This window comes from Methylobacterium sp. E-065, assembly GCF_022829605.1.
Taxonomy (GTDB): Bacteria; Pseudomonadota; Alphaproteobacteria; order Rhizobiales; family Beijerinckiaceae; genus Methylobacterium.
This window is the reverse complement of the sequence record NZ_JAKSYD010000122.1, coordinates 42,641-57,394: the sequence shown is the minus strand read 5'-3', so window position 1 is coordinate 57,394 and position 14,754 is coordinate 42,641. Positions and strand designations below refer to the sequence as shown.

At 70.0% G+C, this 14,754-nt stretch carries 17 protein-coding genes and 1 pseudogene; 11 read left to right on the top strand and 7 right to left on the bottom strand.

All coding sequences use genetic code 11. The annotated features are described in order from the left end of the window. Window positions 1-53: 53 nt before the first annotated feature. Window positions 54-848 (top strand): YoaK family protein, encoded by a 795-nt coding sequence (locus MKK84_RS16895; RefSeq protein ID WP_243921661.1) that lies wholly within the window; start codon window positions 54-56, stop codon window positions 846-848. A 58-nt stretch (window positions 849-906) separates the two neighbouring features. On the opposite strand, the gene MKK84_RS16890 is transcribed toward MKK84_RS16895, so the two are convergent. From MKK84_RS16890 to MKK84_RS16875, 4 genes are all read right to left on the bottom strand, one after another. Then, a complete protein-coding gene (locus MKK84_RS16890) occupies window positions 907-1,359 on the bottom strand; it encodes a carboxymuconolactone decarboxylase family protein (RefSeq protein ID WP_243921659.1) in 453 nt (150 codons plus the stop codon). Continuing rightward, entirely contained in the window at window positions 1,356-1,727 is a 372-nt protein-coding gene (locus MKK84_RS16885) for a MerR family transcriptional regulator (RefSeq protein WP_243921657.1), read from the bottom strand. Before MKK84_RS16885 ends, MKK84_RS16890 begins: the two co-directional genes overlap by 4 nt. Window positions 1,728-1,847: 120 nt before the next feature. Then, window positions 1,848-2,279 (bottom strand): alternative ribosome rescue aminoacyl-tRNA hydrolase ArfB, encoded by a 432-nt coding sequence (arfB, locus tag MKK84_RS16880; protein WP_243921656.1) that lies wholly within the window; start codon window positions 2,277-2,279, stop codon window positions 1,848-1,850. 166 nt (window positions 2,280-2,445) lie between these two features. Beyond that, window positions 2,446-2,742, bottom strand: coding sequence for a BolA family protein (locus tag MKK84_RS16875; protein WP_243921654.1), 297 nt, complete (start codon window positions 2,740-2,742; stop codon window positions 2,446-2,448). A gap of 109 nt (window positions 2,743-2,851) precedes the next feature. Here MKK84_RS16875 and MKK84_RS16870 point away from each other — a divergent pair, with 109 nt between their 5' ends. From MKK84_RS16870 to cobT, 4 genes are all read left to right on the top strand, one after another. Then, complete coding sequence (locus MKK84_RS16870) at window positions 2,852-3,478, top strand: J domain-containing protein (RefSeq protein WP_243921652.1); 627 nt, start codon at window positions 2,852-2,854, stop codon at window positions 3,476-3,478. Between the two features lie 207 nt (window positions 3,479-3,685). Next, window positions 3,686-4,669: a cobaltochelatase subunit CobS gene (gene cobS, locus MKK84_RS16865; protein WP_243921650.1), complete on the top strand. Its 984-nt coding sequence runs from the start codon at window positions 3,686-3,688 to the stop codon at window positions 4,667-4,669. Between the two features lie 17 nt (window positions 4,670-4,686). After that, a complete protein-coding gene (locus tag MKK84_RS16860; protein WP_313899344.1) occupies window positions 4,687-5,184 on the top strand; it encodes a DUF29 domain-containing protein in 498 nt (165 codons plus the stop codon). 6 nt (window positions 5,185-5,190) lie between these two features. Continuing rightward, window positions 5,191-7,098, top strand: coding sequence for a cobaltochelatase subunit CobT (gene cobT / locus MKK84_RS16855; RefSeq protein ID WP_243921648.1), 1,908 nt, complete (start codon window positions 5,191-5,193; stop codon window positions 7,096-7,098). Window positions 7,099-7,214: 116 nt separating this feature from the next. Here cobT and MKK84_RS35955 read toward each other — a convergent pair. After that, window positions 7,215-7,376, bottom strand: a pseudogene (locus MKK84_RS35955) (hypothetical protein); the annotation flags it as partial. Here MKK84_RS35955 and MKK84_RS16850 point away from each other — a divergent pair. Further along, the gene (locus MKK84_RS16850; RefSeq protein ID WP_409566519.1) at window positions 7,323-7,766 is read left to right on the top strand and encodes a MarR family winged helix-turn-helix transcriptional regulator; all 444 of its coding nucleotides are present in this window, start codon (window positions 7,323-7,325) and stop codon (window positions 7,764-7,766) included. The pseudogene MKK84_RS35955 and the gene MKK84_RS16850 overlap by 54 nt on opposite strands. 106 nt (window positions 7,767-7,872) lie before the next feature. Here the strand turns inward: MKK84_RS16850 and rpmB are convergent, their stop codons facing one another. Beyond that, window positions 7,873-8,175 (bottom strand): 50S ribosomal protein L28, encoded by a 303-nt coding sequence (gene rpmB, locus MKK84_RS16845; RefSeq protein ID WP_243921645.1) that lies wholly within the window; start codon window positions 8,173-8,175, stop codon window positions 7,873-7,875. A 351-nt stretch (window positions 8,176-8,526) separates the two neighbouring features. Between rpmB and MKK84_RS16840 the strand changes: the two genes are divergently transcribed. Continuing rightward, complete coding sequence (locus tag MKK84_RS16840) at window positions 8,527-9,468, top strand: DUF3108 domain-containing protein (RefSeq protein ID WP_243921643.1); 942 nt, start codon at window positions 8,527-8,529, stop codon at window positions 9,466-9,468. Between the two features lie 75 nt (window positions 9,469-9,543). Continuing rightward, window positions 9,544-9,834 (top strand): DUF1330 domain-containing protein, encoded by a 291-nt coding sequence (locus tag MKK84_RS16835; protein WP_243921641.1) that lies wholly within the window; start codon window positions 9,544-9,546, stop codon window positions 9,832-9,834. A 20-nt stretch (window positions 9,835-9,854) separates the two neighbouring features. Here the strand turns inward: MKK84_RS16835 and MKK84_RS16830 are convergent, their stop codons facing one another. Beyond that, on the bottom strand, window positions 9,855-10,211 hold the full coding sequence (locus MKK84_RS16830) for a darcynin family protein (protein WP_243921639.1): 357 nt from the start codon (window positions 10,209-10,211) through the stop codon (window positions 9,855-9,857). A gap of 75 nt (window positions 10,212-10,286) precedes the next feature. Here MKK84_RS16830 and MKK84_RS16825 point away from each other — a divergent pair, with 75 nt between their 5' ends. The 3 genes from MKK84_RS16825 to MKK84_RS16815 all read left to right on the top strand — a co-directional run bounded on the left by MKK84_RS16825 (window position 10,287) and on the right by MKK84_RS16815 (window position 14,749). Then, window positions 10,287-10,913, top strand: a complete 627-nt coding sequence (locus tag MKK84_RS16825; RefSeq protein WP_243921637.1) for a TetR/AcrR family transcriptional regulator — start codon at window positions 10,287-10,289, stop codon at window positions 10,911-10,913. Between the two features lie 28 nt (window positions 10,914-10,941). Next, the gene (locus MKK84_RS16820; protein ID WP_243921635.1) at window positions 10,942-11,259 is read left to right on the top strand and encodes a hypothetical protein; all 318 of its coding nucleotides are present in this window, start codon (window positions 10,942-10,944) and stop codon (window positions 11,257-11,259) included. Between the two features lie 145 nt (window positions 11,260-11,404). After that, on the top strand, window positions 11,405-14,749 hold the full coding sequence (locus tag MKK84_RS16815; protein ID WP_243921633.1) for a helicase-related protein: 3,345 nt from the start codon (window positions 11,405-11,407) through the stop codon (window positions 14,747-14,749). The last annotated feature ends 5 nt before the right edge of the window (window positions 14,750-14,754 follow it).

Genomic DNA, 14,754 nt, shown 5'->3' with positions numbered 1-14,754 from the left:
CGTCCATTGTCAGTCGGTCGCGACAGGTGCGGCCGCTGCATCGGGGGATCAGCATGGCGGATTACGGTAATCGGACGGGTATCGGCATGCCGGAGCAAAAGCGCGAGCCGCCGGCCGACAAGTCGTTTCCGGCCGATCCGCGGACCCGCATTCCCTTCGCCATCGCGCTGGCGATGCTGGCGGGCTGCGCCGATTCCATCGGCTTCCTGGAATTCTCGCAGCTCTTCATGTCGTTCATGTCGGGCAACACCACGCGCTTCGGCGTGGCGGTGGCCAATGCCGACTGGGAGAACGTCACCCGGGTCGCCAGCACGATCTGCATCTTCTGCTTCGGCGCCTTCCTGGGGACGCTGATCGCCGCCTGGGTCGGACGCTGGCGCCTGGCCGTGCTGCTGACCATCCAGGCCCTGCTGCTGGCCGGCGGCCTGCTGATGCCCTGGGGCACCTTCGCGTATCCGCTCCACGCCTATCCGATCGTGCTGGCGCTGGGGCTCCAGAACGCGACGCTCCAGGACGAGGGCGGCCGCTCCATCGCGCTGACCTACGTCACCGGCGCGGTGGTGCGCTTCGGCACCGGCTGCGCCAACCTGCTGCTCGGGACGGTGGCGCCCTCGTTCTGGATCCAGGCGCCGCTCTGGGCCGGGCTCAGCACCGGCGCGGTGATCGGCGGGTTGCTCGACATCCGCTACGGCGAGTCGGCGTTCCTGTTTCCGGCGGCCCTGGCGGCCGTGCTGGCGCTGATCGCGATCGCCCTGACGATCGCCAAGCCGGGCAGCACCCTGGTGGCGGGCTCATCCCCGGCGCCCGACGCGAGCCCGAAGGCCGAGGTGATCGACGCGATCCATTGAGGCATCCGGTCGATGGCCGCGGAGCGCTGATGTCCCGCGGCCTTCGCCCTGCGATGGCTTATTCGGTGGCGAAGGCATCCCGCGCGATGCCGATCGCGTTGAGCGCGGCCGGGAAGCCGGCATAGGGGATCATCTGCATCACCGTCTCGACGATCTCCTGGCGCGAGGCTCCGACCCGCAACGCCGCCCGCATATGGACCTTCAGTTGCGGGGCGGCCGTGCCCATGGCGGTCAGGGCCGCGACCGTCGCGAGTTCGCGCGTCTTCACGTCCAAACCGGGGCGCGCGAACACGTCGCCGTAGGCGAACTCGACGATGTAGCGGCCGAGATCGGGCGCGATGTCGTTGAGGCTCTCGATCACCGCGGCGCCCTGCGGCCCGCTGATGGCCGTGAGCTGGTCCAGACCGCGCCGGTAGCGATCCTGGGTTTTCGATCCGTCAGGCGGTCCCGACCCCTCGGCCTGCGGAAGCGCCGCAGCGCCGGCCATCACGGTGTGTCGATCGCGCGTCATTGGCTGTCTCCACTCTGGGTTTCGCGCTCGCGGTAGTGCGTGATCTTCCCATCGAGCGCCGCGATCAGCCCGTGAAGCTCGTCCTGGCGGGCGACGAGCGCCGCCCGGTGCGCCTCCAGCATGGCGCGCCGCGCACCGAGGGTGGCGTCCCCCTCCGATCGCAGGCGGCTGTAGGCGAGCCGCTCGCGGATCGGCATGTCCATGGCCTGGAGCTTGCCCAGGAAGCGCGCCCAGGCGAGGTCATCCGGCCCGTAGCTGCGCCGTCCGCCGCCGTCGCGGGCGGTGCGCGGCAGCAATCCGATCCGCTCGTAATAGCGGAGGGTATCGATGCTGAGGCCGCTGCGGATGGAAAAGTCGCTGATCTTCATCGGGCAAGATTCGCTGCGCCGGGGCGGTGTACGTCCTGGAGCGCACTCCAGGTCAATGGCGCCGGCTGCAGCGGCCTTGCTGGACCGAGACGGCGCGCGACGCGATGCACGAACGCTTCGTCAGCCCTCGGAATCCCGGACGTTGCCCCGCCCCTGCTTGATCGTGGCGCGGTTCTTCTTAGCCCCGATGCGCCGCTCCTTGGAGCCCTTCGTGGGCTTCGTGGGACGACGGATCGGCGGCGGCGGCTTGGCGGCCTCCGCCACGAGGTCGATGAGGCGCTGCAGGATCTCCGCCCGGTTGCGCTCCTGCGTCCGGTGCCGCTGCCCGGTGAGCACGAGAACGCCGTCCTTGGTCATCCGCCGCCCGGAGAGCCGCACGAGGTTCGCCTTCACCCGGTCGTCGATGGAGGGCGAGGCGAGGACCGGCCAGCGGAGCTGCACGGCCGTCTCGACCTTGTTGACGTTCTGGCCGCCCGCCCCCGAGGCGCGCAGGAACGACATCTCGATTTCATCGTCCGCGATGGCGATGCGCGGGGTCACCTGCAGGGACATGGCGACCTCCGGACGTGATCCTTCCCTGCGCGGCGCGGCGCGAGATCGGTGCGCGCGCAGGTGCATGCGGGGCTGCGCGCGGGGCTGCGAACGAGGCCCAGGATCGCCATATCGTCTTTCGTGAGCCCCGGATGGCCATCCACAACGGTGTCGGCGCCTCCGGGGTTCAGGCTGCCTCTTCGGGCGTGCGGGCCCGCAGGGCGAGGGCGTGGAGGCCACGCGTGAACGCCTCCTCCATCAGCGCGTTCACCACCCGGTGCCGCTCGACGCGGCTCTTGCCGGCGAACGCGGAGGCGACGATGTCGAGCCGGTAATGGGTCTCGCCCCCCGGCCGTGCCCCGGCATGGCCCGCATGCAGGTGCGATTCATCGATCACGTCGAGCCGCTCGGGCGCGAGTTGCTCCCGCAGCCGCGCCTCCATCCAGTCCCGTAGGGTGCCGCCCGCGCCCGTGCCGTCCGCCATCCTGTCCTCGCGTCGTGTTCGTGGGGCCCCGTCAAGCCCGATCCCGCGCATGCGTCATCAGGCCCGGTGCCCTTGTGTCTTCAGTCCGCCCCCTCATAATCGGCCCGTCATGGATCTCAACTCGCGCCTGTTCGACAGCATCCGGATCAAGCCCTCCTGCGACGAGCCGAAGGCCGCGACCGATGGCCTCTGCGAGAGTCCGGGCTGCACGCGGCCGGGCCTGTACCGGGCGCCCAAGGGCCGGAAGGCGGAGGGCCAGTACTGGCGCTTCTGCATGGATCATGTCCGCGCCTACAACGCGAGCTACAATTATTTCGACGGCATGAACGACGCCGCCGTGCAGGCCTACCAGAAGGACGCGATCATCGGCCATCGCCCGACCTGGGCCATGGGCGTGAACCGGACCGGCGAGGCCAAGCCGGCCGACGAGCCGGTCCGCGACTGGGCCTATGTCGATCCGCTCGGCATCCTGCGGGGCGAAGGCGTGGGCGATGCGCGCCGCCGTGCCCGCCAGCCCGAAGAGCCGCAGAAGCCGCGCCACTCCGCCACCGTGCGCCGCGCCCTCGACGTGATGGGGCTCGACGAGACGGCCGACACGGCCGCCATCAAGGCGCAGTACAAGGTGCTGGTGAAGCAGTTCCACCCCGACGCCAACGGCGGCGACCGCTCGTTCGAAGACCGGCTGCGCGACATCATCCGGGCTCACGACGTGCTGCGCGCGGCCGGGCTCTGTTGACCGGCACGAACGATGCAAGCCGGTTCGCATCTAGGATAGGGCAAACCGCGCGACGCGGCCCTATATGGGATCCATGCCGGTCGGTGGCGCCTGAACGCGCCGCCGTCTAAGGATGGCTCCGCCCCGCCGCGGAGGCCCGGCTCGACGTTCTTCCGCGCGGATGCTTCACTGTTGGGAGTGGAGCGCCCGCGCCTCACGAGGTTCCGAATGCGCTCTGACGATACGCCCGCCCGGCTCCCCGACCGCACCGTCTCCGTCCGCGAGGTCTTCGGCATCGACCTCGACCTGAAGGTCCCGGCCTATGCCGAGTCCGAGGAGCACGTGCCCGATCTCGATCCCGATTACATCTTCGACCGGGAAACGACGCTCGCGATCCTGGCCGGCTTCGCGCGCAACCGCCGCGTGATGGTCACCGGTTATCACGGCACCGGCAAATCGACTCATATCGAGCAGGTCGCGGCCCGACTGAATTGGCCGTGCATCCGCATCAATCTCGACAGCCACGTCTCGCGCATCGATCTCGTCGGCAAGGACGCGATCGTCCTTCAGGACGGCAAGCAGGTCACCGCCTTCCAGGACGGCATCCTGCCCTGGGCGCTGCAGAACAACGTCGCGCTGGTGTTCGACGAGTACGATGCCGGCCGCCCGGACGTGATGTTCGTGATCCAGCGCGTGCTGGAACTCTCGGGCCGGCTGACGCTGCTCGACCAGAAGCGCGTGATCCGCCCGCATCCGGCCTTCCGGCTGTTCGCCACGGCGAACACGGTGGGCCTGGGCGACACGTCGGGCCTCTATCACGGCACCCAGCAGATCAACCAGGGCCAGATGGACCGCTGGTCGATCGTCACCACGCTGAACTACCTGCCGCACGACCGCGAGGTCGACATCGTGCTGTCGAAGGCGGTCCATTACCGGGGCGACCAGGGCCGCGACATCGTCAACCGGATGGTGCGGGTGGCCGATCTCACCCGCAACGCGTTCATGAACGGCGATCTTTCCACCGTCATGAGCCCGCGCACGGTGATTACCTGGGCCGAGAACGCCGACATTTTCCAGGATGTCGGTTTCGCCTTCCGGGTGACCTTCCTGAACAAGTGCGACGAGCTGGAGCGGACGCTGGTGGCCGAGTTCTACCAGCGCGCCTTCGGCAAGGAGCTGCCCGAGAGCGCGGTGAACGTCGCGCTGAGCTGACCCGCATGGAGGAGCCCGTGGCGCGCCCGGCCGAGATCGATGTGATGGACGTGCCGACTGCGTCCTTGTCCGCTCGCACGCGCTACGGGGACGACCTTTATACCTGGGTGCAGGAGCAGGTGGCGCTGCTCCGCGCCGGCCGGGTGGATGCGCTCGACCTCGACAATATCGCCGAGGAGCTGAGCGACGTGGGCAGCGCGCAGTATAGTCAGCTGGAAAGCGCGCTGCGCGTGCTCATCATGCACATGCTCAAGTGGGATCAGCAGCCCGAGAAGCGCACGCCAAGTTGGATCTACTCGATCCGCGAGCAGCGCCTGCGGTACGCGAAGATTCTTCGGAAAAATCCAGGCCTGAAGCCGCATCGCGATACGATGCGGGACGAGATCTACCCGATCTCCCGCAACTGGGCGGCGGACGAGTGCCAGCTCCTGCCGAGCGAGTTTCCACCGGAATGTCCCTATACCTGGGACGATTTGCTTGAGCGCCCCTTCGACTTCGACTCGGTGAAGATGTAGCCCCGCATGTCCATCTCCAACCGCAAGCCCGGCGAGCGCCGCGAACCCGTGGCCGAGCCCCTGAAACGCTCGGTGGCCGGGTGCCTGCGCGCCATCGCCCGGCGCTCCGAGGTCGAGGTCACCTACGCCACCGACCGGCCGGCGCTCACCGGCGACAAGGCCCGCCTGCCCGAGCCCCCGCGCAAACTCTCGGCGCAGGATGTCGCGGTGCTGCGCGGCAATGCCGACGCCATGGCGCTGCGGCTCGGCTGCCACGACATCACCCTGCACCGTCGGTTCGCCCCGGAGAACGCGGCCGCGCGGGCGGTCTACGATGCCGTCGAGCAGGCCCGGGTCGAAGCAATCGGCTCGCGGCGGATGGCAGGTGTCGCCAGCAACATCACGGCGATGCTGGAGGACCGCTACCACCGCGGCGGCAAGTACGAAAACATCACCGACCGGGCCGACGCGCCGATGGAGGACGCTGTCGCCCTGATGGTGCGCGAGCGCCTCACCGGCCAGCAGCCGCCCGAGGCCGCGGCCAAGATCGTCGAGCTGTGGCGCGGGCATATCGAGGCCAAGGCCGGTCCCAACCTCGACGGGCTGCTGGGCTCGATCGAGGACCAGCGCAAGTTCGCGCGCTCGGTGCGCGAGCTCCTGACCTCGCTCGACATGTCGGACGAGACGCCGTTCGACGCCGAGGACGACGAGAACGACGACGAGAACGACAGCCAGGACGACGAGCAGAACCCGAGCGAGGGCGATTCGGAGGAGAAGAGCCAGGGCGAGCGAGCCGAGATCGAAACCTCCGAGGAGGCCTCCGACGAGATCGAGGACGGCGCCCAGGAATCTGAGGACGCACCCTCGGGTGAATTGCCGGACGAGGCCGAAGACGCGGAGGCCGAGGAGGCGTCCGAAGCCTCGCGCCCGCCGCAGCGGCCGAGCAACGAGGCGCGCGGGCCGGAATACCGGGTGTTCAACGCCCGATTCGACGAGGTCATCCACGCCGAGGAATTGTGCGACGCCGACGAGCTGTCGCGCCTGCGCTCCTACCTCGACAAGCAGCTTTCGCACCTGCAGGGTGTGGTCGGGCGCCTCGCCAACCGGCTGCAGCGACGGCTGCTCGCCCAGCAGAACCGCGCCTGGGACTTCGACCTTGAGGAGGGCCAGCTCGACCCGGCGCGGCTCGTCCGCGTGGTCACCGACCCCTATCAGCCGCTCTCCTTCAAGCAGGAGAAGGACACCAACTTCCGCGATACGGTCGTCACGCTGCTGTTGGACAATTCCGGATCGATGCGTGGCCGGCCGATCACCGTGGCGGCGACCTGCGCCGACATCCTGGCGCGGACGCTGGAGCGCTGCGGCGTGAAGGTGGAGATCCTGGGCTTCACCACCCGGGCCTGGAAGGGCGGTCAGACCCGCGAGGCGTGGCTCGCCGCCGGCAAGCCGCCGAATCCCGGCCGGCTGAACGACCTGCGCCACATCGTCTACAAGTCGGCCGACGCACCCTGGCGGCGCGCGCGAAAAAACCTCGGCCTGATGATGCGCGAGGGGCTGCTCAAGGAGAACATCGACGGCGAGGCGCTCGACTGGGCGCACAAGCGCCTGCTCGGACGGCCGGAACAGCGCAAGATCCTGATGGTGATCTCCGACGGTGCGCCGGTGGACGATTCGACCCTGTCGGTCAACGCCGGCAATTATCTGGAGCGGCACCTGCGCTGGATGATCGAGGAGATCGAAACGCGCTCGCCGGTCGAGCTGCTGGCCATCGGCATCGGCCACGACGTGACGCGCTACTACCGCCGCGCTGTGACGATCATCGACGCCGAGGAGCTGGGCGGTGCCATGACGGAAAAGCTCGCCGAGCTGTTCGAGGAGAATGGCGAGTCGGTGCCGACGGGCCGGATGCTGCGGGCGGCCGGCGGCCGGCGCTGATTGCGTCTGACCTGACGTGTGATCGCTATGTTGAACCGGAGCGCCCCGGCGGCCAGCCCCTGGCGCTCGTAGTAGCGGTGGCCACGCACGTTGGTGACGGGTGTGTCGAGCAGGAGCTTCGCGCACCCGGCTCCACGGGCGAGCCCGAAGAGATGGGTCAGCATCGCGCCGCCGAGGCCCGTGCTCCGTTCCGCCGCTTCGGTCACGAGATTGTCGACATAGAGGTGCCGGCCGTGGATCAGGTTCTCCTCGATCCGCCAGCCGGCCAACGCGACCATCCCGCCGCCGCGCAGGCGCACCGCAACCGCGTCGAGCGCGTGCTGGCCGATCTCGGCCTGATGCTCCCGCAATTCTCGGTGCTGACCATGCTGGCGGCCTATCCAGGGCACAGCAACGCCGATCTGGCTCGCCTCGCGCTGCTGACGCCGCAGACGATGAGCGTGATCGTGGCGAATCTGCTGAAGGCCGATCTGATCGCGCGGCAACCGCACCGGATCCACGACCGCATTCAGACGATCGCGCTCACGGTGGCGGGACAATCGCTCCTCGAAGCCGCCAAGGGGCGCGTCTACGCGCTGGAGGCGGAGATGCTGGGCAATCTCGGAACTGCCGACCAGGCGGTCATCCGGCAATGGCTGGTGCGAATCGCGCGGGCAGACCCAGCATAGCGGCGACCCGTCTTGCCGAACGCGCAAGCGAACACCGCCGCAGCCTCGTGGGCCGTGGCGGTGTTCGGTTCATCAGCAAATGACGAAGGGCGAGACGCCCGAAACGTCAGGCCGCGATGGCCGGGGTCTCGGCGAGCTTCTTGTGAATCTCGCGCTTCAGCAGGCGGGCGGTCTGCGACAGGTCGCCCTCGCCAGCCTTGATCAGGAAGGCGTCGAGCCCGCCGCGATGCTCCACCGAGCGCAGGGCGTGCGCGGTGACGCGCAGGCGCACCCGCTTGCCGAGCGCGTCGGACTGGAGGGTGACGTTGCACAGGTTCGGCAGGAACCGGCACTTGGTCTTGTGGTTCGAGTGGCTCACGAGGTGGCCGACCTGAACGGCCTTGCCGGTGAGTTCGCAGCGGCGCGCCATGATAAATAACGATCCCGTCTCGTTCCGCTCGAAAGACCCGATCACGGCCAGCGCGATCTTTGCCGCAGCGGGCAGTGCCCGTTGCGTTTTCCAGGTCCGGCGGAGTCCTGTTGAAGGCGCGAGCCTATAGGCGACGCAGGGGCGTCGCGTCAAGGTCCGGTCAGGCGGCAAGCTGCCCGTGCGGTCCAACGGTCTGTTAACCACGATGCCGGGATATAGCCTTCTTCACCCCGCAGGAAGGCGCCTCACCCGGCTTCGGGCGTCGCGAGGATGCCGCCGGGCGGGTGTGTTCGAGAGGGCAGACGCGGGACCCAAGTCCTCGGCCGCCCGTCCTGGGATGCGATCCGGATCATGAGCGCCACGCCTGACCATCGGACGATCAAGTCGCCGACGAAGCACGCCGCCGGACGGCTGGTCGTCGGCGCCCTCGCGGTTGCGGCGCTCGTCGCGCCCGCCGACGTCTCCGCACGCACCGGCCGGTCGAAGCGGGCGGCGGCGCCGGCCGCCACCCTGGCGGTCGATTACAGCATCAACCTCGCCGGCCTGCCGATCGGCACCGCGCGTCTCGCCGGCACCTTCGAGCGCGATCGCTACGTCATGGACGTGTCGGCGGTGCTCACCGGCCTCGTCGGCGCGATCACCGGCGGCAAGGGGTCGGCCCGGGCTTCGGGAACGTTCGCGGCGGCGCCGCAGCCGGGCGCCTTCTCGATCGCGACCCACACGGCCAGTTCCGGCATCGCGGTGCGCATGGCGCTGGCCCACGGGAACGTCGTGCAGGCCGAGATCACGCCGCCGCTCATCGACATGCAGGACCGCGTGCCGGTGACCCCCGCCCACACGCGCGGCATCCTCGATCCGGTGAGTGCCCTGCTGATGCCGGTCCAGGGCCGCGGCGAGCCGCTCGACCCTGAGAACTGCAACCGGACCCTGCCGGTCTTCGACGGTGCGACCCGCTTCAACGTGGTGCTCAGCTACGCCGAGACCCGCCCGGTGCAGAAGCCCGGCTACGCGGGCCAGGTCCTTGTGTGCACCGCCCGCTACCAGGCGGTGGCCGGCCACCGGCCGGACCGGCCGGGGGTGAAATTCATGGAGGAGAACCGCGAGATGTCGGTCTGGCTCGCCCCCGTCGAGGGGACGCGGGCACTGATCCCGCTGCGCATCTCGGTGCTCACCACGATCGGCACCAACATCATCGAGGCGTCCCGCTGGACCCAGGGCGGCACGGCGGGCACCACCGGCACGGCAGGGGCCGCCGGCGCCAGCGTCGCGCAGGCGAGCCTGCAGGGGGAGTAGCGCGCGGGCTTTGACGGGAGGCCGGTTTCCCGGCACGTCCGCTTGGTGCGACAGCCGCGCCAGGGAGGCCAGCGAATGCCCAAGGGCTACATCATCGTCCGGATGACGGTCACCGATCCGGACGCCTACAAGGAATACGCCGCCATGGCCTCCGAGGCCATGCGCAAGTACGGCTGCACGCCGCTGGTGCGCGGCGGTCGCAGTGAGGCGCTCGAGGGCGAGGCCCGGCCGCGCAACGTCGTGCTGCAATTCGAATCCTACGAGGCGGCGCGCGCCTACTATTTCTCGCCGGAATATCAGGCCGCCATCGCCAAGCGCCGGCCGGCGGGAATCGGCGAGGTGGTGCTGGTCGAAGGGGCGGACTGAGCCGCCCCCTCGTCCACCGGTCAGGCCGCCAGCGGGACTTGGCCGTAATTCGTCGCGTAGGCGTTCTCCACCGCCGGAATGATCTCGACGATCGCGAACCACCGGTCCCAGAACGCCGTCTCGCGCAGGGCCTCGACGACGAGTTCATAGGCGTGATGATCGGCGGCCTCCCAGACCCAGAGGTCGGTCAGGCGGGCGGTGTAGAACTCGGCGTCGTAGAAGCGGAGCCGCACCGTTTCGGCATGCCGCCGCAGGATCGGCTCAAAGGTCTCACGCAACCGCGCGAAGCGATCGTCGATCGGCAAGGCGAGCCATTCGGGGGAGGTCTTCACCAGCATGAAGACGGTGAGCTTGGGGTCGAAGGTCTTGTCGGACATGGGGTTCTACGCTCCAGAAGTCTGTCGGAACGCCACGATGATGCCTTTGGCCGGGCCTGCGACGTACTCGCCTTCATGAGCGCCGCGCGGCCGCGCCGGCCGGCGCTCAAGCCCCGGAAAAGTCCGGGACAATCGCGCTCGGCCGAGACGGTGCGGACGATCCTGGAGGGCGCGGCTCGCGTTCTCGAGGAAAACGGCCTGGACGGCTACACGACCAACGCCGTCGCCGAGCGGGCGGGCGTGTCGATCGGCTCGGTCTACCAGTACTTCCCCGGCAAGGAGGCGCTGACCGCGGCCCTGCTGGCCCGGGAGACCGCTGTGCTGATTGAGGCGGTGCGCGCAGCGCCGGGCGCCGCGACACCGGAGGACGGGCTCCGCCTGATCGTTCGGGCTTGCGTCACCCACCAGATGGCGCGGCCTCGCCTGGCGCTGCTTCTCGACCGGGAAGAGAGTCGGCTCCAACTCGCCGACACCCTGGGCTCCGTCGCCGAGGACGTGACAGCTGCGCTGCTGGCCCTGCTGGCACGCCTCGGCGCCGCGCTTCCGGCCGAACCCGGAACTGCCGCGGGCGACCTCTTCGCCCTCGTGCGCGGCATGGTCGACGCCGCGGGCGAGCGCGGCGAGCGGGACGGCGAGGATCTGGAGCGCCGTGTTCTGCGCGCCGTGCACGGCTATCTCGGCGTGCCACAGGCGGTGGCATGAATCTTCACGATTCCCGCGATAATGCCGGATGCGCGCGCCCACCCTCCGAATCGCCCTCGCTCTGACCGCCCTCGCCGGCCCGGCCGCCGGGCAGCCGCTGACCGCCGGCTCCGCGGAGTCGAGCTGCGGCGGCGACGCCTTCTCCTCCGCCGAGATCGTCCAGCACCGCCGCGGCCCCCTCGTGGCGATGCCCGACACGCTCTGCGCCGACCTCGCACCCCAGCCGGGCACGCCGACGACGCAGGTCGACGTCTACCCGCTCGTCACGCCGCAGGGTGAACCTGTTGGACCTGGAGGCGGTGGCATCCCATATGGGGGGAGATCAAGCCGGCCCTATCGTCCCTGACGCGACCGGCCTCCACAGCCCCTCCCCGCCCGCGCCGCGACGGCGCCGCGACGGCCTTCATCCGAAGGAACCGCCGACCATCGACGCGCTGCTCCGCCCCACGCCCAGCCGCTCGCTGTCCCGCGATGCCCGCGCCCGCGGCGTCATGGCGGTCCTCGGGCCGACCAACACCGGCAAGACGCATCTCGCCATCGAGCGGATGCTCGCGCATCCGACCGGGATGATCGGGCTGCCCCTGCGGCTGCTCGCCCGGGAGGTCTACCTGCGCGTCGTCGCCAAGGTCGGCCTCGACAAGGTCGCGCTGGTGACCGGCGAGGAGAAGATCAAGCCGGACCGGCCGCGCTACTGGATCTGCACCATCGAGGCGATGCCCCGCGACCTCGACGTGGCCTACGTCGCCATCGACGAGATCCAGCTCGCCGCCGACATGGACCGCGGCCACGTCTTCACCGATCGCCTGCTCTACGTCCGCGGCCGGGAGGAGACCCTGCTGATCGGCTCCTCGACCATGCTGCCGCTGGTCCAGAGCCTGATTCCCAACGTCCAGACCACGACCCGGCCGCGGCTGTCGCAACTCACCTTCGCGGGGGAGAAGCGCCTGTCGCGTCTGCCCCGGCGCACCGCGATCGTCGCGTTCTCGGCCGAGGAGGTCTACGCCATCGCCGAGCTGATCCGCCGCCAGCGCGGCGGCGCCGCGGTGGTGCTGGGCGCCCTCTCGCCGCGCACCCGCAACGCCCAGGTCGAGATGTACCAGGCGGGCGACGTGGATTACCTCGTCGCCACGGACGCCGTCGGGATGGGCCTCAACCTCGACGTGGATCACGTCGCGTTCGCAGCGAACTGGAAGTACGACGGCACCCGCTTCCGCAAGCTCACCCCCGCCGAGATGGGTCAGATCGCCGGCCGGGCCGGGCGCCACCTCGCGGACGGCACATTCGGCTCCACCGGGCGCTGCCCGCCCTTCGAGGCCGAACTGGTCGAGCGGCTGGAGGCACACGATTTCGACCCCCTGCGCATCCTGCAATGGCGCAACCCGGATCTGAGCTTCTCAAGCCTGGAGGGGCTGCAGGCGAGCCTGGACGAGCACCCGCGCGAATCGGGCCTGACCCGCGCCCCTATGGGCGAGGATCAGCAGGCCCTCGAGATCTTGATGAAGGAGGACGACGTCCGCGACATGGCGCGCAGCGCCGCCACGGTGCGCCGCCTCTGGGACGTCTGCGGCGTGCCGGATTACCGCAAGGTCCACCCGCAGGTGCATGCCGACCTCGTGGCCCAGCTCTACCGATTCCTCATGAAGGGCATGGCGGGCCGCATCCCCGACGCGTGGTTCGCCGAGCAGGTCGCGATGATCGACCGCACCGACGGCGACATCGATACCCTGTCCCGCCGGATCGCCCACGGACGCACCTGGACCTTCGTGGCAAACCGTCCCGACTGGCTGCGCGACCCAGAACATTGGCAGGGCGAGACGCGTCGGGTAGAGGACAGGCTGTCCGACGCCCTGCACGAACGCCTCGCGAGCCGCTTCGTGGACAGGCGCACAAGCGTCCTGATGCGGCGCCTGAGAGAGAACACGATGCTCGAAGCCCAGATCACCGCCGACGGTGACGTCACCGTCGAGGGTCAGCATGTCGGCCACCTTCACGGATTCCTGTTCGTTCCCGATGCCACCGCGGAGGGTCACGAAGCCAAGACCCTGAGGAGCGCCGCCGATAAGGCGCTCGCCGGGGAGATCGAGACCCGGGCCGACCGGTTCTCGGCAACGGCCGATTCGACCCTCGTGCTCGCGCATGATGGTACGATCCGCTGGACCGGCGCGCCGGTGGCCAAGCTCAACCCCGGCGAGAAGCTGTTCGCCCCGCAGATTCGTCTGCTGGCCGACGACAGCTTGACCGGCGCTCACCGCGAAAAGGTCGAGGCGCGCCTCGATGCGTGGCTGAAAGCCTATATCGTCCGCCTGCTCGGCCCGCTGATGGAGATCGAGACCGCGGCCGATCTCACCGGTCTCGCCAAGGGTATCGGCTATCAGGTGGTCGAGGCGCTCGGCGTCCTGGAACGCTCGAAGGTGGCGCACGAGATGCGCAGCCTCGATCAGGACGGCCGCGGGGCCCTGCGCCGCCACGGCGTCCGCTTCGGCGCCTACCACATCTTCCTGCCGGCCCTGCTGAAGCCGGCGCCGCGCACGCTCGCGGCCCAGCTCTGGGCCCTGCGCAACGGCGGCCTCGACCAGCGCGGCCTCGACGAGATCGCGCATCTGGCCGGTTCCGGACGCACCTCGATCAAGGTCGATCGCGAGATCGCCAAGGGCCTCTACCGCGCGGCCGGCTTCCGGGTGAGCGGCGAGCGCGCCGTGCGGGTCGATATTTTGGAGCGGCTCGCCGACCTGATCCGGCCGGCAATCGCCTACCGGCCCGGCACCACGCCGGGCGCCCCGCCGGACGGCACGGCCGACGGTGACGGCTTCGTGGCCACCGTCGGCATGACCTCGCTGGTCGGCTGCTCGGGCGAGGACTTCGCCTCGATCCTGAAATCGCTCGGCTACAACGTGGAGCCGCGGCCCGGCCCGGCCATCACCGTGCCGCTGGTCCCGGCCGCCGCCACGACACCCGCCGCGACGGCCACCGCCGAAACCGCCTCCGATGAATCGGTCACCGCGCAGGCGGAGGCTGCAGAGATCACCGGCGACGAGGCTCCGGCCGCGGAAGCCGATGGGGCGGCCGAGGCAACCGGTGAGGACGCCGCCGGTGAGGGACCTGCCGCCAAGGCCGCGGCCACGGAGGCCGAGAGCCCGGCAGAAGCCGCCACGACCTCGGAAGCGGCCGACGCGAGTCCCGAGATCGATGAAGGCCCGGCAGTCGATGCGGCCGCGGCTGAGGAACACGAGACGGCCGGCGTCCGGGAAGAGCCCGAGGCCGACGCTGCGCCGCATGTCGAGCCCGGCCCGGAGCCGAAGGCCGCTTCCGAGGCGACGGCACCGGAACCCGCCAGCGAGGCCGAGCCCGTCGAGGTGGCTACCGAGACAGAGACCGCGCCGGAGGCCGACGGGGCCGCGGGTGAAACCTCCGCCGAAGTGCCGTTGATCGAGGTCTGGCGCCTCCAGCGTCACCAGCGTCCGGCCCATCAGCGCCCGCAGAACCGCCCGCGTGGGGCCGGTCGAGGCCGGGACGGCGGCCAGCCCGGTCAGCAACAGGGCCAAAACCGTCCGGACGGCGGCCGGCCCGAGGGTGGCCGGCCGGAGCCGCGCCGCGCCGAGGGTGGCGAGGGCGGCCCGCGTCCCGGGCGGGAGCGTGGCTCCCGTCGCGACCGCTTCGAGGGGACCGGCCGTCCCGAGCGCCGGGACGACCAGCGTGGGGCCGAGCAGCGTAACGCGGGTCCGCGGCCCGACTCGCGGCCGCCACGACGCGAGCGGGCGCCGGATCCGGATTCGCCCTTCGCCAAGCTGGCGGCGCTCAAGGCGCAGCTCGAAGCTGGCGACGGCGGGAAGCGCTGACCCCC

Excerpts from the sequence above, each read along its gene's own strand:
- MKK84_RS16830 (WP_243921639.1), bottom strand. The coding sequence starts at position 10,211 with ATGTCCGACAAGACCTTCGACCCCAAGCTCACCGTCTTCATGCTGGTG.
- cobT (WP_243921648.1), top strand. The coding sequence starts at position 5,191 with ATGTCCATCTCCAACCGCAAGCCCGGCGAGCGCCGCGAACCCGTGGCC.
- MKK84_RS16885 (WP_243921657.1), bottom strand. The coding sequence starts at position 1,727 with ATGAAGATCAGCGACTTTTCCATCCGCAGCGGCCTCAGCATCGATACC.
- MKK84_RS16835 (WP_243921641.1), top strand. The coding sequence starts at position 9,544 with ATGCCCAAGGGCTACATCATCGTCCGGATGACGGTCACCGATCCGGAC.
- MKK84_RS16840 (WP_243921643.1), top strand. The coding sequence starts at position 8,527 with ATGAGCGCCACGCCTGACCATCGGACGATCAAGTCGCCGACGAAGCAC.
- MKK84_RS16895 (WP_243921661.1), top strand. The coding sequence starts at position 54 with ATGGCGGATTACGGTAATCGGACGGGTATCGGCATGCCGGAGCAAAAG.
- MKK84_RS16820 (WP_243921635.1), top strand. The coding sequence starts at position 10,942 with ATGCGCGCGCCCACCCTCCGAATCGCCCTCGCTCTGACCGCCCTCGCC.
- cobS (WP_243921650.1), top strand. The coding sequence starts at position 3,686 with ATGCGCTCTGACGATACGCCCGCCCGGCTCCCCGACCGCACCGTCTCC.
- arfB (WP_243921656.1), bottom strand. The coding sequence starts at position 2,279 with ATGTCCCTGCAGGTGACCCCGCGCATCGCCATCGCGGACGATGAAATC.
- MKK84_RS16815 (WP_243921633.1), top strand. The coding sequence starts at position 11,405 with ATGGCGGTCCTCGGGCCGACCAACACCGGCAAGACGCATCTCGCCATC.
- MKK84_RS16825 (WP_243921637.1), top strand. The coding sequence starts at position 10,287 with ATGAGCGCCGCGCGGCCGCGCCGGCCGGCGCTCAAGCCCCGGAAAAGT.
- MKK84_RS16870 (WP_243921652.1), top strand. The coding sequence starts at position 2,852 with ATGGATCTCAACTCGCGCCTGTTCGACAGCATCCGGATCAAGCCCTCC.
- rpmB (WP_243921645.1), bottom strand. The coding sequence starts at position 8,175 with ATGGCGCGCCGCTGCGAACTCACCGGCAAGGCCGTTCAGGTCGGCCAC.
- MKK84_RS16890 (WP_243921659.1), bottom strand. The coding sequence starts at position 1,359 with ATGACGCGCGATCGACACACCGTGATGGCCGGCGCTGCGGCGCTTCCG.
- MKK84_RS16875 (WP_243921654.1), bottom strand. The coding sequence starts at position 2,742 with ATGGCGGACGGCACGGGCGCGGGCGGCACCCTACGGGACTGGATGGAG.